This is a genomic window from Streptosporangium sp. NBC_01810, from assembly GCF_035917355.1.
Classification (GTDB): domain Bacteria; phylum Actinomycetota; class Actinomycetes; order Streptosporangiales; family Streptosporangiaceae; genus Streptosporangium.
Genome location: NZ_CP109070.1, coordinates 4,802,669 through 4,821,682 on the forward strand (window position 1 = coordinate 4,802,669; position 19,014 = coordinate 4,821,682).

Genomic DNA, 19,014 nt, shown 5'->3' on the forward strand with positions numbered 1-19,014 from the left:
ACCTCTGAAGCGGCAAATTATTCCAGATACCTCCTTCAATCCTAAAAGCCTCAAGCAGCCTTCGGAGCACCGAGAGGATTTTCAACGCGTCAATCCGCACCTCAACCACGTCTCTCACCTGACCCGCACAAATGCATTACGAGCAGCACCTCACTGGAAGCGCGCCTCAGAATTTTTACTCAACGCGACTATCGACTACGTAAAGTAACGGTGCTCTAATGGCCAAGAGCGCTCACGACGGGTGAGTGAACGACTACGAAGAGGATTCGCATGGGTAAGATCTCATCGCGTCATCCCCGCCTCGCACGAACCACGACAGGGCTGGTCACCACCACGGCCGCCCTGCTCCTGGCCTCCGGGACCGGCGTCGGCACGGCGGCGGCGCAACAGTCCTCCACCCTGCCACCGAGGGTGATCCAGCTCGAAGAGAACGCGAGCTGCCCCTTCAACAGCCTCTGCCTCTACCGCGACTACGGCTTCAACGGACCGGGATACAGCATCCCCGCGGGCTACCCGACCGATCTGAACAACGTGCCGATGCCGGGCGGCGTGGGCGGCACCTCCACCGCCGCGAACAACGTCTCATCGTGGATCAACAACACCGGCTACTACGTCCAGCTGATCGACTACGAGGGTGCGGAGCGCACCCTGTATCCCGGTTACTCGCTGGAAGAGCCGCCGGACACCAACGACAGCGTCGACGCCATCGACTGGCTCTACTGACGCCCTCGACCCCTCCCCTTCTCCCCGCGCGCCCGCTCACCCAGGCCTCGGGGAGAAGGTCTCCGCGGCCTCCCAGGTCAGGTGATCAGGATCCCGCCGTCGACCGGGATCACCGCACCGGTGACGTACGAGGCGGCGTCCGAGGCAAGGAAGATCGCCGTTGCGACGAGTTCGGCCGGATCGCCAGGGCGCTTCATCAGCACCCGGTGCTCAAACTGCCAGGCCAGATAGCCCTCCGCGTACTGGTCGGTCATCTCCGAGGCGAAGAAGCCCGGCTCGACACAGTTGACCCGGATGCCGCGACGCCCCGTCCACTGCTGAGCGAGATCGCGGGTGAGGCCGACGACCCCCGCCTTGGAAGCGCTGTAGGCGGCCTGCGGCAGCCCGGCGGTCGTCTCGCCCAGGATGCTGCCGACATTGACGATCGAGGAGCCGGGCTTCATGACCCTGGCACAGGCCTGCGCCATCCAGTAGGTGCCGTGCAGGTTGATCTCCACCACCTGCCTGAACTGCTCGGGCGTCTCCCTCAGTGCCGGGATCGCGGCGCCCACACCCGCGTTGTTGATCAGAATGTCCACCGCGCCCAGTTCCGTGACCGCCGCTTCAGCCAGGGCCTGGCAGTCCTCGGGCTTGGTCACGTCGGTGACGAGGGCCACGCATCGCCTGCCGGTCTCCTCGACCAGGGCGCGGGTCTCCTCAAGACGATCCTTCCTGCGAGCGCCGATCACGATGTCCGCACCCGCCTCGGCCAGACCCCTCGCGAACGCGACGCCGAGCCCCGAGGACGCGCCGGTAACGACCGCGACCTTGCCGTCCAGCCGGAATCGTTCCAGCATTCGGATCCCTCCCTAGTCCACCCCATATGCCGAATGAGACTCTAGTGACCGGGAAAGGAACCACCCGCGAGGGGTCTCCTCACGGGCGGTGCGGTTTTCCTGACTCCGAGCGGCGCCGCGGGCTTCGGGCGCGGCCCGTGACGATCCGTCCTACAGGCCGTACTCCTTGGTGATCCGCTCGTGCCGCTCCACCTCGACATCGACGGCCTTGGCCAGATCGAGCCAGGCCAGCGGGTGCACCCAGCGCTCGGTGGCGTCGTCCAGGAGCGCGTCGACCTCGACCGGGCTGACGTCCGGCGGGACCGCGACCCAGCCGAACACGCCGGGCAGCGGCTCACCCGTGGTCGGGTGGGTCACGGTGTAGTTGTCATCGCTGTAGACCCACATCGGCCAGCCGCGCTCGGCCATGACGTCGTTGAACTCCGTCCAGTCGGCCTGGCTGGGAGCGGCGCCGTCGAAGAACCAGCTGGTGTAGCCACCGGGGCGGAGCATGCTCACCGCGGCGAAGGGCGGAACGAACTTCTCCTGCTCCTCGGCGCTCTCCGGAATCGGCTCCAGCAACTGCGGCTCGAAGACGACCAGGTCACCGGCGTTGTACTCCATGCCGGGAGGCTGGGGAATGGCCAGGCGCGCCGTCGCGGGGCCCGTGCGCACGCTCAGGACCTGACGCTGGCTGCCGTCGGGAGCCGGAAGGATGATGCGCACCAGCCCCATCTCCTCCTCGATCGGTCCCTCGCTCGACTTCAGCGGAATCCCGATCTTGGTGGCGCCCAGGCGGACGGTCTCCCAGTCTTCGGCGGCCGTCGCCATGACGACCATCCTCCAGAGGTCCTGCTGCTCGATCTCCTCGGAGTCGAGGAGATCGAGCAGGATGCCCGCCCCCTTGGCGTTGTCGCCGAGTTGCTGCGTCGCGGCCGACCACAGCCTGGCCGCCTCGATACCGCCGCCGGCGGCGACCGCCGCCTCGCCCTCGGCCGCCGCCTGCTCCCAGCGCTCCCGCGCGGTGTGCAGGCGCCCCAGGGCCATGTGGCGCTGCGCGGCGGGCAGCCGCTCGGCCAACTGCTCCAGGCGCTCGTCCTGACGGGCCTCGATCAGCAGGCTGCTGAGGTAGAGGGAGTCCTGCGGGTCGGCGTTCTCGATGTCGCCGGACTCGACCAGCATGGTCCAGTAGATGTCGGCGCCCCTCGCCGGGTAGCCGAGGAAGCCCAGCGTGGTGGTGTGGCGCCGGGTGGCCTCCACGTCACGACCGGACAGCGGGGCCAGCCAGCCCACCCAGCGCTCCGGGTCGGCGTTGAAGCCGTCGGCGGCGTCGAAGGAGCCGACCAGTTCGGCCTCGGACCCAGGAGCGGGAAGCGCGGTGGCCTCGTCGGTGGCGACGCGCAGCGCGGCGATCCGCTCGGCGACGTCACCGGGGTTCCTGAGCTCTCCCGCCGCGGACTCCGCCAGGTCGGCCAGGAGACGCGCCTGCCAGATCCCCTGCCGGGCGACCGCCAGTTGCCCGGCGACGAGCGCCAGCTCGACCCGGGCGCGGTAGCCGCCCATCATCGCGAAGTAGTCGATCCACTGCTTGAGAACCCGGCCCAGCTGCCAGGTGTTGGTGATCTGTGCCGATCCGGCGAGCGCGCGGACGGCGTACGACCACTCGACCCAGACGCGGGGATGCTCACCGACCACGTCGAGATCGGGCAGGGCGTCGACGGACTCCTGCACGCGATCGAGGGCGGCGAGCACGAGCGCGCGGAGCACTCCCTCGCGATACTCCTTGGCCACCGGGTCGTCGGGCTTGAAGTCGGCCGCGGCGTCGAGCGCGGTGAGCGCGTCCTCGGCGCGGCCCGCGGCGAGGAGCGCGCGGGCCGAGGCGGCTCCCAGCTCCCAGCTCGCCTCGTGGCCCACGCCGCCCAGCGCCGCCACGGCGGTCTCGGCGTGGGAGACGGCCTCCTCGACGCGCCCCGCGTCGAGAAGCGCCGCGACATAGTGCTCGGCGACGGAGGCGAAGGCCGGCGAGCCGGGCTCCACGTCCAGTGCCGAGAGCTCGGCCAGCCGCTCGGCGGCGTAACCGGGGCCGTCGGCGTTCGCCTGGGCGAGGGCCAGCGCCACGACGGCACCGGGCGCGGCCGGGCATTCGCGGACGTCCTCGCGTCTGGTGAACTCGACCAGTGCCTCGGCGTCGGCGATCGCGACCGCCCCCTGCGCGCGGTCGCCGATACGGCCGATCAGGTGCCAGTAGCGGGCGTAGAACTCCAGCCAGGGCATCTGCAGGTTCTCCGCCTGCTGCGCGATCGCGGGCGCGAGCACGTCGAGCTGCGCGTATCGGCCTTCCAGCGCCTGCGCGGGCACATCTCCGATCGCCATAGCCAGACCGGTGTTACCTGCTTCGTGCAGTTGCCGCTGGGTGTCGCTCACCCAGGCCCAGATGTCCACGTCCATGAGACGTCAGTCTGCCAGGTCGGGAAGCATGCCCCAAACGACTTGGCGATCCCGCACGGCCCGGAGGGGCGGCGTTACGGCTCCCGCCTGCCCGGCTCGGAGCGTGATCTCACCGGATACGACGCACCCGCGACGATGCCCGCACGAGTCATGGAAGACCCACCCCGCGGCTCAGAGCGTGATCTCACCGGACGCGACCAGGACGGCGGGCCCTGCCAGATAGCTGGTCCGCTCGTCGAGGGTGACGGTGACGGTGCCGCCGAGCACCTCGACCGCCCAGGTGCCACTGGTCTCACCGGCCAGTCGCGCGGCGGCCACGGCCGAGGCGACCGCGCCGGTGCCGCAGGAACGCGTCTCGCCCGAACCGCGTTCGAAGACCCGCATGACGACCCGGCGCGGGCCCACCGGATTGAGCAGTTCGATGTTGACCCCGCCGGGGAACACCTCGGGGTCGAACGCGGGCTGGTGGCTCAGGTCGAGCTGGGCCACCGGATCACCGATGACGCAGGCCAGGTGCGGGTTTCCCATGTCGACGTGGATGCCCTCGTACTCGCGGCCCGCGACGATCGTGCGGCTCGGCCCCAGCACCCGGGGCGGGCCCATGTCGACGGTCACGTCACCCGTCTGGGCCAGCCGTACGCGTCTGACGCCCGCGCGTGTCGCGACGCCGAACTCCCCGGGCGCGGCGAGACCCTCGTCGACCAGGTAGCGGGCGAAGACCCGCACCCCGTTGCCACACATCTCGGCGAGGCCGCCGTCGGCGTTGCGGTAGTCCATGAACCACTCGGCCTCATCCGCCTGGCCGGACACCTCCGTGCTGAGCTTCGTCCGCGTCACCCGTAGCACGCCGTCCGCGCCGATCCCGGCGCGCCGGTCGCACACCGCCGCCACGAGTGTCGCGGGCAGCTCCAGCTCACCGTCCGGGTCAGGGAGGATGACGAAGTCGTTCTCGGTGCCGTGCCCCTTCGCGAATCGCATGCCCCAACTCTATCCAGGCCCGCGTCCGCCCCCGTCGCCCCGGGGAACGGCCGCCCCTCCGGCATACCGCCCCCGAAGCCCCGGAGCCCCCGGAGCCCTGGTCGGCACGTCAGAGCGAGTCGTCCGGTTCAGGGTGGTCCGGGGTGGTTCAGGATGGTTCCCGGTCTCGCCCAGCCAGAGCGGTCAGGGCGGTCAGAGCGGTCAGGGCGGTCAGAGCGGTCAGGGCGGTCAGAGCGGTCAGGGCGGTCAGAGCGGTCAGGGCGGTCAGAGCGGTCAGGGCGGTCAGAGCGGTCAGGGCGGTCAGAGCGGTCAGGGCGGTCAGAGCGGTCAGGCACTCAGGCACTCAGGCACTCAGGCGCTCAGGCGCGAATCGCGGCGAGCGCGCGGCCCAGGAGGTCGGGTTCCTGCTGGGGGAGCCAGATCACCCGGGGATCGCGGCGGAACCACGACTCCTGACGGCGGACGAACCTGCGCGTCGCCCGTACCGTCTCCTCCTGCGCCTCCTTCTCGGTGCACTCACCGCCGAGGAAGCGCAGCACCTGCGCGTACCCGAGGGCGCGACTGGCCGTGCGGCCTCCGGCGAGCCCGTGTGCGGCGAGTCCCCGGACCTCCTCAACCAGCCCGGCCCGCCACATGTGCTCGACCCTCGCCTCGACCCGGGCGTCCAGCACCTCCCTGGGCACCTCCACCCCCAGCTGGACACTGTCGTAGACGGCGTCGTACGACGGCATCGTGGCCGAGAACGGCCGCCCGGAGATCTCGATGACCTCCAGCGCGCGGACGATCCTGCGGCCGTTGCTCGGCAGGATCGTCTCGGCGGCCTTCGGGTCGCGCTCGCGGAGCCGCTCGTACAGCGGGGCGGGGCCGCGCAGGTCGAGCTCGGCCTCCAACCGGGCGCGGACCTGTGGGTCGGTGCCGGGGAACTCCAGGTCGTCCAGGGCGGCCCGCACATACAGTCCGGACCCGCCCACCAGGATCGGCACCACCTCCCTGGCCCGCAGGTCGTCGATCAGCGGCCGGACCAGCGACTGGTACTCGGCCACGCTGGCGGCTCTGGTCACCTCCCAGATGTCCAGCAGGTGGTGGGGAACCCCCCGCCGCTCCCCCACGGAGAGTTTCGCCGTCCCGATGTCCATTCCTTGGTAAAGCTGCATCGAGTCGGTGTTTATCACCTCGCCCCCCAGTTCGAGGGCGAGATCCACGGCCAGATCGGACTTTCCGCCGGCGGTCGGGCCGACGACGGCGATGACGGGTAGCTGAGGCACGGGGTAATTCTGCCAATCCGCTGGGTATGGGTGAGAGGCGATGCGTCCTGTGCATCGGAATTGGGGGATACATCATGTCGATCCTCGACAAGGTCAAGAACATGCTGGGCGGCAACGCCAAAACCGAAGAGATCGTCAAGAAGGGCATCGACAAGGCGGAGCAGATCGCCAGGAAGAAGACCGGCGGGAAGCACGATCAGCAGATCAGCACCGCCGCGCAGAAGGCCAGGGAGATGGCCGACAAGATCGACAATCAGCCGGACACCGGTCAGCCGGGCACGACACCCACTCCGGGCCGGCCCGACCAGCAAGGTCGGCCCGACACGCCTCCGCCCTACGGCCCATAGGCACGGTCCGCACAGCGGAGCGGGTCCCGATCCCGGTCAGTCCCAGTCGAGCGTCGGCTGCAGGTAGCCCTCCAGGGTCAGCAGCCACCGCTTCGACTCCACGCCCTCGCCTCCGCTGAACCCGCCGAGGCCGTTTCCGGCGACCACCCGGTGGCACGGCACGATGACGGGGATCGGGTTGGCTCCCATGATCGACCCGATGGCCCGCGCCGGAACACCCGTCCCGCTCCGGGCCGCCAGTTCCCCGTAGGTCACCGCCTTACCGTACGGAACCGTTTCGTACAGTGTGCCGAGCACCCTGCGCTGCACCGGCGAGGTCAGCCGCCAGTCCACCGGCACCTCGAAGACCTTCAGCCTGCCCGCGTAGTAGTCGCCCAACTCGCCGACCGCCCCGGCCGTCCTGACCGGATCGTCCACCTCGTCCAGCCTCAGCCGCTCAAGCGCGCGGGTCCTGAACGCCTCCGGGTCACCCCAGCCCACGCTCACCACGCCCTCCTCGGTCACCGCGACGACCATGTCCCCCAACTGCGTCGCAACACTCCCGAACGCCACGGTTCCCACCATCAACCTCGTATCCCCTCGCGACCTCGTCACCCCCGTCATCTCAGGCACGGCGCCCATCCTGCACCATAACCACAACGGGCAGGCATCTTTCCTAAGGAAGAACTCCTCGTCGATCCTCTTTTCTTCCCGTTCCAGGCAGAGCACTCATTTCTTCAACCCTCAGATTCCGAGCTTTTGTCCTACGTACGCCACAGTGACAGTACGATCTTCCGAGGCAAGCCGGAAATGCAGTCGACCTGCTCCTGGGGTAAACCGAGCATGCAACTCAAAGGTGCGGACGGCTCCGTCAAGGTCGACGAATTCACAGAGGTGCTCACGACCTTGGTATTCGCCGGTGACCTTTGTCTCCCACTGTGGCGCGGCGGTGCCATCGCGATGCCAGACCACGACCGCCCTGTTAATACTGATCAACCGATCCACAACTGGCTCCAACCAGTCCAGGCGAAGATTCCGTAAATCGTTCTCGACTCGAGGAAGAAACCGTATATGTGTGAACAGTTCCGTTCGATTCTCCCACAGTTCGACGCCCGAGCTTAGTTCGGCCAATCCACTCTGTTTGATCCTGTCCTCGTGTTGCGTGGCATGATCCCTGGTCGCCACATGGCGAACTTCGACATCGTCCGTGCGCAGCACCGGGTCTCCGTGATCATCCTCTTCGAGGATCTCCCGGGTCGCTGTGACCCAGGCGGTATCCCACTCGGAGTCAAGAAGAAGACCGACCACGACGCCGTCCAGGAGATGCGCTGCTCCAATGGCCTCTGCGCGGCGTCCGTTATGGATGTAGTCGACACCGCCACCCGCGTCGGGAGGCAGTACCGAGTAGCGGCCAAGCCATCTGGCTTGGGCAGACGAAGCAGAGTTACCGGTTACACAGGTCTCGGATCAGCGCAAGGCCGTTCAGGGCGGGCGGGGCCCTCCGACGGTCGGGTTTGTTTTCACACCCGCTTGGGCAGGGTCGCTCACAGTGCGGGGGATCCGCTCGCGTCCCGGATCCGCTCGCGTCCCGGATCACTCCGTCCAGCGAGCGACGAAGTAGCCGACGCCGTAGGGTGCGTCGTCGTAGAGGACCTCTCCGCGCAGGACGCCGCCGCAGCCGCCCAGGACCTGCAGAGCCGCACGGCCGGCGACCCACAGCTCGGCGGCCTCGCCGGGATCGAGCGGCGGGACCTCGGCGCGGGCGAGCGCCCGGACGATCGCCCTGTCGTACGGCTCGGCGCGCGGGTCCAGGTATCCGGGGGACTTCTCGGTGAGGCGGGCCGAGCCGTCGGCCGTGACGAGCATCGCCACGCGACCGGCCGTGGCCGCCAGTCGCTCGCCCAGGGCCGTGCACTCCGCCGGGGGCGCGTCGAAGGAGATCGCGTGAAATGCCGAGGCGGTCAGGTGCTCCCCGTCGAGGAGCAGGCGACCGACCGAGAGCGACAGCGGCAGGACGGGCTCCCCCTCCCCGCTTCGGACGTCAACGCCCCAGGGAGCGAGGCTTCCGGCGGCGTCCGCGCCGTACGCGGCGGTCCGGTCCGCGCCGCCGACCACCACGATCGTGTCGGCTCCGGCATCACGCAGCGCTCCGAGCGCGGCCGCGCAGGCCGCCCTGAGGTCGTCAAGCTCCACGGCCGCCGCCCCGGCCAGTTCGGGTAACAGCAACGGGGGATGCGGGCACACGGCCGCGGCGACAAGCACCCGGCCAGACTAACCGAGTCCTCCCGGGGAGCCGCCCCGGCTTCCCCGCGCCGGCCTCACCCGGAGGAGGACCACCACGGAGAGGTACGGGCCGGTGCCCACCAGCCCTCGTCAGCCGCCGAGGGGCCCCTGGGGGTGCACGTAGCCGGTGTCGCCGTCGGCGCGGGGGTCGTCCGGGACCTCCTGTGACTGCTGAGGGCTGCTCTGCTGCTGCTTCGACGGCTTGTCCGCCGTCGGCTTCCCCGCGGCCGAATCGGCTCCCGGCCCGCTCTCGCCCGTCCGATCGACGCCCGCGCCCCCGCCTGCGCCGGCGCCCGCGTCGGCACCGGCACCTCCGGTGGAGGTGTCATCGCCGCCGGAGGCGGTGTCCGCCGCCTTCTCGGGCTGCTGCTTCTCCTCCTGCGGCGCGTTCTGGTCGGGCTCGGGGTTCTGAGCGGCCTCCTGGGTGCTCTTCGGCGCCCTTGGCGGCGGCGCTCCAGGATCGTCCTGGCCGCCGTTCATGAAGGCGAAGGCTGCGCCCCCGCCCAGGAGGGCGGCGGCGAGGACGGAGAAGACGGCTATGGCCGGGCCGCTTCTCCGCTGGGACTTGCGGGACCTGCGTGGCTTGCCGGGCCCACCGGCGGGGCCGGTGAGGATCTCTGGCTCTCCGGGACTGCCCGGAGACGGAGGGACATGCATGGGGAAAACTCCCTGCGGTTCTCGGGGGGAAACCTCCACGGTTTCCGAAGGGTGCCGAACCACAGTAGCCACAGCGGGGAAATGCTCGCACACCAATCACAAATGAATCACGAAATATCGCCTCTTAGAGCACTTGCCGGGCCGCCGCGCGCGTATACCCTGGCAGGAGCGGTGGGAGCACCGGGATCGCCGCTCTCGCAGGGGATTCCAACTCTTCGATCATGGGCATATGCCACCCGGAACGGCCACTTCGGAAAGGGCCGTCCCGGGAGAACGCTTCAGCGAAAAAATCTCAGCGGAGGCGTGCCCGAGGTCCCGCGTAGCGGACCTCAGGAGACGGAACAGCCCGAGGTGTCCGGAAGCGGGGCCGGGCGTCCGATCGAGGGCATGCCGAGCATGACACCGGAGCCGGAGCCCGCCGGTGCGCCCTGGCGAGCCTCCCAGGCGGCGCCCGCGCGGGTACGGCGGAGCCTCAGGGCGGGACCGTCGGCGACCAGGTGGTGCGGCGCCGCGTAGGTGACCTCGGCGCTCACCACGTCGCCGGGGCGCGGAACCTCGGCACCCGGGGTGAAGTGCACCAGGCGGTTGTCGGGGGCCCGCCCCGACATGCGCCTGGTCGCCTCGTCCTTGCGGCCCTCGCCCTCGGCCACCAGCACGTCGAGGGTCCGCCCCACCTGCTTCTTGTTCTCCGCCCAGGAGATCTCGGTCTGCAGGGCGACGAGCCGCTCGTAACGCTCCTGCACGACCTCCTTGGGGACCTGGTGCTCCATGGTGGCCGCGGGGGTGCCCGGCCGAATGGAGTACTGGAAGGTGAAGGCGTTGGCGAACCGCGACTCGCGCACCACGTCGAGGGTGCCCTGGAAGTCCTCCTCGGTCTCGCCGGGGAAGCCCACGATGATGTCCGTGGAGATCGCCGCGTCGGGCATGGCGGCACGGACCCGCTCGATGATGCCGAGATAGCGCTCGGCCCGGTAGGAGCGGCGCATGGCCTTGAGGATCCGGTCGGAGCCCGACTGCAGTGGCATGTGGAGCTGGTGCATGACGTTGGGCGTCTCGGCCATGGCCGCGATGACGTCGTCGGTGAACGCCGCCGGGTGCGGGCTGGTGAAACGGACCCTCTCCAGGCCCTCGATCTCGCCGCAGGCCCGCAGCAGCTTGCCGAAGGCGAGCCTGTCTCCGAACTCCACACCGTAGGTGTTGACGTTCTGGCCGAGGAGGGTGATCTCCAGCACGCCCTGGTCGACCAGGGTGCGGACCTCGTTGAGGACGTCGCCGGGGCGGCGATCCTTCTCCTTGCCGCGCAGGGCGGGCACGATGCAGAACGTGCAGGTGTTGTTGCACCCCACGGAGACCGACACCCAGGCGGCGTAGGCGGACTCGCGCTTGGTCGGCAGCGTGCTCGGGAAGGTCTCCAGGGATTCCCTGATCTCGACCTGGGCCTCCTGCTGGACGCGCGCGCGCTCAAGGAGCACCGGCAGCGAGCCGATGTTGTGGGTGCCGAACACCACGTCCACCCAGGGTGCCCTGCGGACGATCTCTCCCTGGTCCTTCTGCGCCAGGCAGCCGCCCACGGCGATCTGCATGCCGGGATTGCCGACCTTCGAGGGGCGCAGGTGCCCGAGGTTGCCGTAGAGCTTGTTGTCGGCGTTCTCCCGTACGGCACAGGTGTTGAACACGACCACGTCGGCCGTCTCCCCCTGGGCGGCCGGAACGTATCCGGCGTCTTCCAGCAGGCCGGACAGGCGCTCGGAGTCGTGCACGTTCATCTGGCACCCATAGGTACGAACCTCGTACGTGCGGGCGCTCTCCACGGTGGCAGTCATCTCAAGACAAGGGTAGGCGCTCCGCCGGACCTTCGGGTACGGCCCGGAACCCGCCGGACCCGGGGTGAGGAGCCGGTCACTCCAGGTTGATGGCCAACAGGTAAGTGGGCTGTGATCTGATCGGTACCGCAGGGTTAGTGCGGGGTGCCCTTTACAGAATTACGTTATCCACCATGACGGAGAACGGGGACAAGACTCCTTTGGTGGTGCTCGAAGGCGTCAACAAGCACTTCGGCAGCCTGCACGTCCTTCGGGACATCAATCTGACGATCTCCCGCGGTGAGGTCCTCGTCGTCATCGGCCCCTCGGGGGGCGGCAAGTCGACCCTCTGCCGGACGATCAACCGGCTGGAGGCGATCGACCAGGGGACGATCACCTTCGACGGGCAGCCACTCGCCGTCGAGGGTAAGGCGCTGGCCAAGCTCAGGTCCGAGGTCGGGATGGTGTTCCAGTCCTTCAACCTGTTCGCCCACAAGACGATCCTGGAGAACGTCACGCTAGGCCCGATCAAGGTTCGCGGCATCGCCAGGGCCGACGCCGAGCGGCGGGGCATGGAGCTGCTGGAACGGGTGGGCATCGGCGCCCAGGCGTCGAAGTATCCCGCGCAGCTCTCCGGAGGCCAGCAGCAGCGCGTGGCCATCGCCCGCGCCCTGGCCATGGACCCCAAGATGATCCTGTTCGACGAGCCGACCTCGGCACTGGACCCCGAGATGGTCCAGGAGGTGCTCGACGTCATGATCAGCCTTGCCCAGGAGGGCATGACGATGATGGTCGTCACCCACGAGATGGGCTTCGCCCGCCGCGCGGCGGACCGCGTGGTGTTCATGGCCGAGGGCCAGATCGTGGAGGAGAACACCCCCGAGGAGTTCTTCACCAACGCCCGTACCGACCGGGCCAAGGATTTCCTTTCCAAGATCCTCACTCACTGACGGCTCTGCTCATCCCCGATGGAAGACGAGGTAGTGAAAATGCGTGTACGTCGTATTGGAGCCGTGGTGATCGCAGCCGCCGCGGCGGTGGCCGGCCTGACCGCGTGCGGTGACGGCGGCAGTGGAAGCGACAAGTTCGTCGTGGGTATCAAGGTCGACCAGCCGGGGCTCGGGCAGAAGCAGCCCGACGGCTCCTTCAAGGGGTTCGACGTCGACGTGGCCAGGTATGTCGCCAAGGAGCTCGGTTACTCCGAGGACAAGATCGAGTTCAAGGAGGCCATCTCGGCCAACCGCGAATCCTTCATCCAGCAGGGCCAGGTCAACGCGGTGATCGCGACCTACTCGATCACCGACGACCGCAAGAAGAAGGTCGCTTTCGCCGGCCCGTACCTGGTCACCGGCCAGGACATCCTGACCCGGGCGGACGACACCACGATCAACAGTGTCGAGGACCTCAAGACCAAGAAGGTCTGCGGCGCCCAGGGCTCGTCCTCTCCCGCGCGCCTGGTCGAGAAGTTCGGCGACGAGTGGAAGAGCCAGTTCCTCACCGAGCAGCAGGGCTACGGCGCCTGCCTGCCGCTGCTGGAGAACAAGCAGGTTGACGCGATCTCCACGGACGCGACGATCCTGGCCGGCTTCGCCGCCCAGTCCCCCGGCAAGTTCCGCCTCGTCGGCCAGCCCTTCTCCGAGGAGAAGTACGGCATCGGCCTGAAGCTGGACGACAAGGACACCCGCGAGAAGGTCAACGCGGCGGTGGAGAAGATGTTCAAGGACGGCAGCTGGAAGAAGGCCGTCGACACCAACTTCGGCGAGTTCGGGAAGTTCTTCACCACCCCGCCGACTGTCGAGCGCTACTGACCGGTCACATCTCGGCCGGGGCGTGCGGACGCCCCGGCCGGTGACCACTGGAGGAATGAGTGCAGGCACTCTCCGAAGAATTCCGGGTCATTCTGGAAGCTTTCTGGTTGACGATCCGGCTCACCCTCACCAGCGGGCTGGTGGCGCTGGTGCTCGGGACGATCCTCGCGGGGATGCGGGTCAGCCCGCTGCCTGTGTTGCGCGGAATCGGCACGACGTACGTGAACGTCCTGCGGAACACCCCGCTGACCCTGGTGATCGTGTTCTGCGGGCTGGGCCTCGGCCTGGTCCTGGACGTCTCGTTCTCCCCGAGCCTGTCCACCAACTACATGTGGCTCTCCATCATCGGCCTGTCGGCCTACACGGCGGCGTTCGTCTGCGAGGCGATCCGGGCCGGGATCAACACGGTGCCGGTCGGCCAGGCCGAGGCGGCCCGCGCCATCGGGCTCACGTTCGGCCAGAATCTGAGGCTGATCGTGCTGCCCCAGGCGTTCCGCGCGGTGATCGCCCCGCTGGGCAGCATCCTGATCGCGCTGACCAAGAACACCACGATCGCCGCCGCCATCGGGGTCGGTGAGGCGTCCCTGACGATGAAGACGCTCTTCGAGGCGCACGGCGACGCGGTCGTGCAGATCTTCGCCGGGTTCGCTCTGGGCTTCCTGATCCTGACCCTGCCGACCGGGCTGCTGTTCGGCTGGCTCGCCAAGCGCCTGGCGGTGGTCCGATGACCGCGGTGACCACCGAACGCGAGCGGCGCCCGGCGCGCGGGCGTGCCGAGAGCTCCGAGCGCGTCAGCGTCCTGTACGACATTCCCGGCCCCAAGGCCCGGATCCGCAACAACGTGCTCACCGTGCTGGTCATCGGTGTCACGCTGTTCGCGGTGTACGTGTTGGTGACCAAGCTCGACGAGAAGAACCAGCTCAGCGCCGAGATGTGGACGCCGTTCCTCCGCGGCGACGTGTGGCTCAACCTGATCCTGCCCGGCCTGCTGAACACGCTCAGCGCGGCCGCGGTCGCCGCCGTGATCGCGGTGCCGTTCGGATTCGTCTTCGGCATCGGCCGGCTCTCGGAACGGACCTGGATCCGCCTGGCAGCGGGTGCGGTCGTCGAGTTCTTCAGGGCGATCCCGCTACTGATCATGATCTTCGCGGTGATGTTCGGCGGGAGCGCGGTCTTCGGGCTCACCGTGACGCCGTTCGCCGCGGTGGTCGTCGGCCTGGTCCTGTACAACGGCTCGGTGCTGGCGGAGATCGTACGGGCGGGCATCCTGTCCATCCCCCGGGGACAGCGGGAGGCCGCGCTGGCGGTCGGCCTGCGTCCTGGTCAGGTGATGCGGATGATCATGCTCCCGCAGGCGGTCACCGTCATGATGCCGGCGATCGTCGCGCAGCTGGTGGTGTTGCTGAAGGACACCGCCCTGGGCTTCATCGTGTCGTTCGAGGACCTGCTGAACGCGGGGGCGCGCGTGCTGCCCTCCAACTTCAACAACATCATTCCCGCCGTGATCGTCATCGCGATCATCTACATCATCATCAACGTGATGGTGGGCACCGTCGCCACCTGGCTGGAGAGGCGGAGCCGTCGCAGCAGGAAGACGGCGGCCCAGCCGATCGCCCGGCCCGGCTCGCCGACCGCGGTCGAGGTCGAGGTCGGCCAGGGGAACCCGAAACCGTAGACACCACAGCGATCGGGGGCGGTCACCGGGGTCCGGTGGCCGCCCTCTTTCATGCCGGAGCCATCGATCTGGGTGACCGGGCACGGATTGTAGCCGCCCTTTTTCATGCCGGACCCGAACCGGGTGACCGGGCACGGAATCCGGTAGCCGCCCTCTTTCATACCAAACCCGGACCCGAACCAGGTGACCAGGCGCGGAGTCCGGTGGCCCCCGCTTTCGTACCGGGCCTCGAAGCAGGTGACGGTCCCACCAACGGTGAAAACACCCGAAGGCCGACTTATGGAAAAGGTCAGATCAACTACCTCTCTCCCGCTCATTCCTCCCGATCCTGCGGCCCGCGCCGACTGGCGATGGCATATCTCTGGTGACGCGAGCGTGATACCGGCGACACGGAGCGGGTTATCGGGCAGGATTGCGCCATGTCCCCCGAGCAGGCCGTCCTGCCGTACGCCACCTGGCCCTCGCCGATCTCCACGTCCGACGTCGCCCGTTCCGGGCTGCGCCTCGGGTTCCCGACGGTGCTCGGCGAAGAGGTCTGGTGGACCGAGGACCGTCCCGCCGAGGGCGGGCGGACCACCATCGTGCACAGAACTCCAGACGGTGCGCAGCGCGAGTTGCTGAGCGCGCCGTGGAGCGCCAGAACCAGGGTTCACGAGTACGGCGGCCGGTCGTACGCGGTGGTGCCCGGCGAGGGCGTGGTGTTCACGAACTTCGCAGACCAGCGGCTCTACCTGCTGCCCACCGGCGGCGAGCCACGGCCGCTCACACCTGAGCCCGAGCAGCCCACGGACCTGCGCTACGCGGACCTTCTCGTCCACGACGGCCAGGTCTGGTGCGTCAGGGAACGCCACGACGACGGCGAGGTGAGCCGGTCGATCGTGTCCATCCCCCTCTCCGGCGAGGACGCGCCCCGCGAGCGGATCGGCGGGCACGACTTCTACGCCTCCCCCGCCATCTCCCCCGACGGCGAGCACCTGGCCTTCATCTGCTGGAACCATCCGCAGATGCCGTGGAACGGCACCGAACTGCGGGTCTGCCGGCTGGCCGACGGCACCTCCTGGAAGGTCAAGGGCGGCATCTCCGAGTCGGTGCTCGCCCCACAGTGGCGTGACGAGCGGCACCTCTACGTGATCTCCGACTGGTCGGGCTGGTGGAACCTCTACCTGGTCGGGATGTACGGCACCTCAACCAGGGCGCTCTACCCGATGGAGGAGGAGTTCGCGGGCCCGCTGTGGCAGCTCGGCGCGATACCGTACGCGCCGATGGCCGACGGCAGCCTCGCGGTCCTGCACGGGCTGGGCGACCTGAGGCTGGGCGTCTTCGACCCCGACAGCGGTGTGCTGAGCGACCTGGACGTGCCCTACGACGGCTGGGATCCGGTGCTGGCCACCGACGGGCACGCCCTGGTCGGTATCGGGTACGGCCCGGTGCTGCCCCGCTCGATCGTCCGGGTCGACACCGTGACCGGCAGGGCGCAGGAGTTGCGCGGGGACGTCAACGGGCTGCCCGACACCGCCTACCTGCCGCTCCCCAGAACCGTGAGGTTCGAGAGCCGATTCGGGCGCGAGGTGCACGCGTTCCTCTACCCGCCGTCCAACCCCTCGGCACGTGGCGAGGGCCCCCCGCCGTACGTCGTGTTCGTGCACGGCGGGCCGACGGGACACAGCGCCGGAGCGCTCGACCTGGAGAAGGCGTTCTTCACCAGCAGGGGCATCGGAGTGATCGACGTCAACTACGGCGGTTCCACCGGCTACGGCCGCGCCTACCGCGAGCGGCTGCGCGGCCAGTGGGGCGTGGTCGACGTCGAGGACTCGATCGCCGCGGCCGAATGGCTGGCCGCGGAAGGGCTGGCCGACCCTGCGCGGATCGCGATCCGGGGCGGCAGCGCGGGCGGCTGGACGGTCATGGCGGCCTGCTGCACGTCCGACGCGTTCGCCGGGGGCGTCTCCTACTACGGCATAAGCTCGCTCGCCACGTTCAGTGCGACCACCCACGACTTCGAGTCACGCTACATCGAGTGGCTGATCGGCCCGGAAGACCCTGTTCTGTACGCTTCGCGTGAGCCCATCGGCCAGGTGGCGGGGGTGAGCTGCCCGATGCTGCTCCTGCAGGGCCTGTCCGACCCCGTGGTCCCCCCCGAGCAGTCGCAGGTCTTCGTCGACGCCCTCGCCGAACGTGGCGTTCCCTGCACCTACCTCACGTTCGAGGGCGAGGCCCACGGCTTCCGCCGCGCCGAGACCCGCAGCGCGGCACTGGCCACCGAGCTCGCCTTCTACCAGCAGATCTTCCACGTCTGAGCGCTCACCCGAAAGCTCGCCTCACGGCTCCCCGCTCCCCACCCGCGCACCTGTCCGTCCGGCGGGCGACTTTCAGGTGTCGGGCCGGTCAGCGGGCGAACTCGGTGGCCCGGGACTCACGGACGACCGTGATGCGGATCTGACCGGGGTAGGTGAGCTCCTCCTCGACCTGCTTGGCGACATCGCGGGCGATCACCTGAGCCTGGATGTCGTCGACCGCTCCCGGCTTGACCATGACCCTGATCTCACGGCCCGCCTGCATGGCGAAGACCTTCTCGACCCCCTCGTAGGAGGTGGCGATCTCCTCCAGGCGCTCCAGGCGCTTGACGTAGGCCTCCAGTGACTCTCGGCGGGCGCCCGGGCGTCCGCCGCTGATCGCGTCGGCGGCCTGGGTGAGGACGGCTTCGACGGTCTTGACCTCGACCTCGTTGTGGTGGGCCTCGATGGCGTGGACGACGTCCTCGTGCTCGCCGTACCGTCTGGCGATCTCGGCGCCGATGAGCGCGTGGCTTCCCTCGACCTCGTGGGTGAGGGCCTTGCCGATGTCGTGCAGGAGCGTGCAGCGCTTGAGCAACGTCGTGTCGAGCCGCAGCTCGGCCGCCATGATGCCGGCGATGTGGGCGGACTCGATGAGGTGCCCGAGCACGTTCTGGCCGTAGGAGGTGCGGTAGCGGAGCTGGCCGAGGAGGGTGACCAGCTCAGGGTGCATGTCGGTGATGGCGAGCTCCACCAGGGCGTCCTCACCCGCCCGCACGCACAGCTCCTGGACCTCGGCCTTGCTGCGCTCGTGGGCCTCCTCGATGCGCTGCGGATGGATGCGGCCGTCGAGGACGAGTTTCTCCAGAGTCAGCCGCGCGGTCTCGCGGCGGACCGGGTCGAAGCACGACAGCAACACGGCTTCCGGCGTGTCGTCGATGATCAGGTTGACTCCGGTGGTCGACTCGAAGGCACGAATGTTACGACCTTCGCGGCCGATGATGCGCCCCTTCATCTCGTCACCCGGCAGGTGCAGGACGCTCACGACGGACTCGGCGGTCTGCTCGGTGGCCACCCGCTGAACCGCCAATGTGACGATCTTGGTGGCGCGCTTCTCGCCCTCCTTGCGGGCCTCGCCCTCGATCTCCCTGACGATCAGCGCGGCCTCGCGCTTGGCCTGGTTCTCGATCTCCCGGACCAGCTCGGTTCTGGCCTGGTCGCCGGTGAGCCCGGACACCCGTTCCAGGATGGCCTTGCGCTCCTCGGCCACCCGTTCGAGATCCTCGCGTCGGTCGGCCAGCTCGGTCTCCGTCTCGGCGAGCTTGCGTGCCCGGTCGGCCTGGCGCCTGGCCTCATCGTCGAGGCGCTGCTCCCGCTCGGCCAGCCGGTTCTCCCTGCGTTCGAGGTCTGCCCGGAGCTCCTTGAGCTCGTATTTCAGCACCTTGCCCTCGGCCTCGGCCTCCTTGCGCATCTCGGTCGCCGCCTCGACCGCCGCCTCCGATTTGCGCAGAAGCTCTCCGGCGTCGTCCTGGGCCTTCGCCCGGATACCGGCGGCCTCACGCCTGGCCTCCTCCAGCTGAGCCGAAACCTCGGCCTCCTGCTCCGGGGTGAGGCCCTTCGGCCCGGCTCCCCCGATGCGACGCAGCAACACGACCAGCACGGCTGTCATCAAGGCGAGAGCCACAACCGCCACTGCCAACATGACGACCACGACCGGATCCATGCGCGCCCCACCTTCCTCGCGTCGCAAATATCAGGCACACGAGGGGTCACACGCACGGCACGGAAAGCTCAAGAGACGGCGCTGTCGGGACAGAAGTGAACCCAGAGGGATCACTTACCGGCTTTTCCCGCCGGCCCGTTGTCCCGCCCTAATCCGCCAAGCCTGCTTGTCCGTACTACACCGCTATGACAATCCGCACTGCGCGGAGTAACTCCTCACTGCCGTTGAGATTAAGCGT

The 19,014-nt window shown here is 68.7% G+C and carries 18 protein-coding genes; 7 read left to right on the forward strand and 11 right to left on the reverse strand.

The window, feature by feature from the left end; all coding sequences use genetic code 11:
• The first annotated feature begins 270 nt into the window (after positions 1–270).
• Positions 271–723, forward strand: a complete 453-nt coding sequence (locus OIE13_RS20860) for a peptidase inhibitor family I36 protein (protein WP_326637228.1) — start codon at positions 271–273, stop codon at positions 721–723.
• Between the two features lie 77 nt (positions 724–800).
• On the opposite strand, the gene OIE13_RS20865 is transcribed toward OIE13_RS20860, so the two are convergent.
• From OIE13_RS20865 to miaA, 5 genes are all read right to left on the reverse strand, one after another.
• A complete protein-coding gene (locus tag OIE13_RS20865) occupies positions 801–1,559 on the reverse strand; it encodes an SDR family NAD(P)-dependent oxidoreductase (protein WP_326637227.1) in 759 nt (252 codons plus the stop codon).
• Between the two features lie 150 nt (positions 1,560–1,709).
• Entirely contained in the window at positions 1,710–3,986 is a 2,277-nt protein-coding gene (locus OIE13_RS20870) for a tetratricopeptide repeat protein (RefSeq protein ID WP_326637225.1), read from the reverse strand.
• A 171-nt stretch (positions 3,987–4,157) separates the two neighbouring features.
• A complete protein-coding gene (gene dapF / locus OIE13_RS20875) occupies positions 4,158–4,964 on the reverse strand; it encodes a diaminopimelate epimerase (protein ID WP_326637223.1) in 807 nt (268 codons plus the stop codon).
• Between the two features lie 148 nt (positions 4,965–5,112).
• Positions 5,113–5,307 (reverse strand): hypothetical protein, encoded by a 195-nt coding sequence (locus tag OIE13_RS20880; protein ID WP_326828592.1) that lies wholly within the window; start codon positions 5,305–5,307, stop codon positions 5,113–5,115.
• Positions 5,308–5,323: 16 nt separating this feature from the next.
• The gene (gene miaA / locus OIE13_RS20885; RefSeq protein WP_326637222.1) at positions 5,324–6,229 is read right to left on the reverse strand and encodes a tRNA (adenosine(37)-N6)-dimethylallyltransferase MiaA; all 906 of its coding nucleotides are present in this window, start codon (positions 6,227–6,229) and stop codon (positions 5,324–5,326) included.
• A gap of 74 nt (positions 6,230–6,303) precedes the next feature.
• Here miaA and OIE13_RS20890 point away from each other — a divergent pair, with 74 nt between their 5' ends.
• Entirely contained in the window at positions 6,304–6,576 is a 273-nt protein-coding gene (locus OIE13_RS20890) for an antitoxin (RefSeq protein ID WP_326637220.1), read from the forward strand.
• Between the two features lie 36 nt (positions 6,577–6,612).
• On the opposite strand, the gene OIE13_RS20895 is transcribed toward OIE13_RS20890, so the two are convergent.
• The 5 genes from OIE13_RS20895 to miaB all read right to left on the reverse strand — a co-directional run bounded on the left by OIE13_RS20895 (position 6,613) and on the right by miaB (position 11,318).
• Entirely contained in the window at positions 6,613–7,128 is a 516-nt protein-coding gene (locus OIE13_RS20895) for a methylated-DNA--[protein]-cysteine S-methyltransferase (RefSeq protein ID WP_326637219.1), read from the reverse strand.
• Between the two features lie 171 nt (positions 7,129–7,299).
• Positions 7,300–7,863, reverse strand: a complete 564-nt coding sequence (locus OIE13_RS20900; protein WP_326828593.1) for a hypothetical protein — start codon at positions 7,861–7,863, stop codon at positions 7,300–7,302.
• 285 nt (positions 7,864–8,148) lie between these two features.
• The gene (locus OIE13_RS20905) at positions 8,149–8,817 is read right to left on the reverse strand and encodes a hypothetical protein (RefSeq protein WP_326828594.1); all 669 of its coding nucleotides are present in this window, start codon (positions 8,815–8,817) and stop codon (positions 8,149–8,151) included.
• A gap of 111 nt (positions 8,818–8,928) precedes the next feature.
• Positions 8,929–9,495: a hypothetical protein gene (locus tag OIE13_RS20910; protein WP_326828595.1), complete on the reverse strand. Its 567-nt coding sequence runs from the start codon at positions 9,493–9,495 to the stop codon at positions 8,929–8,931.
• A gap of 329 nt (positions 9,496–9,824) precedes the next feature.
• Entirely contained in the window at positions 9,825–11,318 is a 1,494-nt protein-coding gene (gene miaB, locus OIE13_RS20915; RefSeq protein ID WP_326637215.1) for a tRNA (N6-isopentenyl adenosine(37)-C2)-methylthiotransferase MiaB, read from the reverse strand.
• Positions 11,319–11,491: 173 nt separating this feature from the next.
• Between miaB and OIE13_RS20920 the strand changes: the two genes are divergently transcribed.
• The 5 genes from OIE13_RS20920 (at position 11,492) to OIE13_RS20940 (ending at position 17,077) form a co-directional block, all read left to right on the forward strand.
• Positions 11,492–12,247 (forward strand): amino acid ABC transporter ATP-binding protein, encoded by a 756-nt coding sequence (locus OIE13_RS20920; protein ID WP_326637213.1) that lies wholly within the window; start codon positions 11,492–11,494, stop codon positions 12,245–12,247.
• 66 nt (positions 12,248–12,313) lie between these two features.
• Complete coding sequence (locus OIE13_RS20925; protein ID WP_326637211.1) at positions 12,314–13,105, forward strand: glutamate ABC transporter substrate-binding protein; 792 nt, start codon at positions 12,314–12,316, stop codon at positions 13,103–13,105.
• 59 nt (positions 13,106–13,164) lie between these two features.
• Positions 13,165–13,833 carry an amino acid ABC transporter permease gene (locus tag OIE13_RS20930; protein WP_326637210.1) on the forward strand — a complete coding sequence of 223 codons (669 nt, stop codon included), beginning with the start codon at positions 13,165–13,167 and terminating at the stop codon, positions 13,831–13,833.
• Positions 13,830–14,780, forward strand: a complete 951-nt coding sequence (locus OIE13_RS20935) for an amino acid ABC transporter permease (RefSeq protein WP_326828596.1) — start codon at positions 13,830–13,832, stop codon at positions 14,778–14,780. The genes OIE13_RS20930 and OIE13_RS20935 overlap by 4 nt, the downstream gene beginning before the upstream one ends.
• Before the next feature lie 419 nt (positions 14,781–15,199).
• Positions 15,200–17,077 carry a S9 family peptidase gene (locus OIE13_RS20940; RefSeq protein ID WP_326637206.1) on the forward strand — a complete coding sequence of 626 codons (1,878 nt, stop codon included), beginning with the start codon at positions 15,200–15,202 and terminating at the stop codon, positions 17,075–17,077.
• Positions 17,078–17,165: 88 nt separating this feature from the next.
• Here the strand turns inward: OIE13_RS20940 and rny are convergent, their stop codons facing one another.
• Positions 17,166–18,776, reverse strand: a complete 1,611-nt coding sequence (gene rny / locus OIE13_RS20945; RefSeq protein ID WP_326637204.1) for a ribonuclease Y — start codon at positions 18,774–18,776, stop codon at positions 17,166–17,168.
• Positions 18,777–19,014 lie beyond the last annotated feature (238 nt).

Coding starts and splice junctions, on each gene's coding strand:
- OIE13_RS20920 (WP_326637213.1), top strand. CDS start 11,492: ATGACGGAGAACGGGGACAAGACTCCTTTGGTGGTGCTCGAAGGCGTC.
- dapF (WP_326637223.1), bottom strand. CDS start 4,964: ATGCGATTCGCGAAGGGGCACGGCACCGAGAACGACTTCGTCATCCTC.
- OIE13_RS20865 (WP_326637227.1), bottom strand. CDS start 1,559: ATGCTGGAACGATTCCGGCTGGACGGCAAGGTCGCGGTCGTTACCGGC.
- OIE13_RS20935 (WP_326828596.1), top strand. CDS start 13,830: ATGACCGCGGTGACCACCGAACGCGAGCGGCGCCCGGCGCGCGGGCGT.
- OIE13_RS20910 (WP_326828595.1), bottom strand. CDS start 9,495: ATGCATGTCCCTCCGTCTCCGGGCAGTCCCGGAGAGCCAGAGATCCTC.
- OIE13_RS20890 (WP_326637220.1), top strand. CDS start 6,304: ATGTCGATCCTCGACAAGGTCAAGAACATGCTGGGCGGCAACGCCAAA.
- rny (WP_326637204.1), bottom strand. CDS start 18,776: ATGGATCCGGTCGTGGTCGTCATGTTGGCAGTGGCGGTTGTGGCTCTC.
- OIE13_RS20860 (WP_326637228.1), top strand. CDS start 271: ATGGGTAAGATCTCATCGCGTCATCCCCGCCTCGCACGAACCACGACA.
- miaB (WP_326637215.1), bottom strand. CDS start 11,318: ATGACTGCCACCGTGGAGAGCGCCCGCACGTACGAGGTTCGTACCTAT.
- OIE13_RS20870 (WP_326637225.1), bottom strand. CDS start 3,986: ATGGACGTGGACATCTGGGCCTGGGTGAGCGACACCCAGCGGCAACTG.
- OIE13_RS20940 (WP_326637206.1), top strand. CDS start 15,200: ATGTCCCCCGAGCAGGCCGTCCTGCCGTACGCCACCTGGCCCTCGCCG.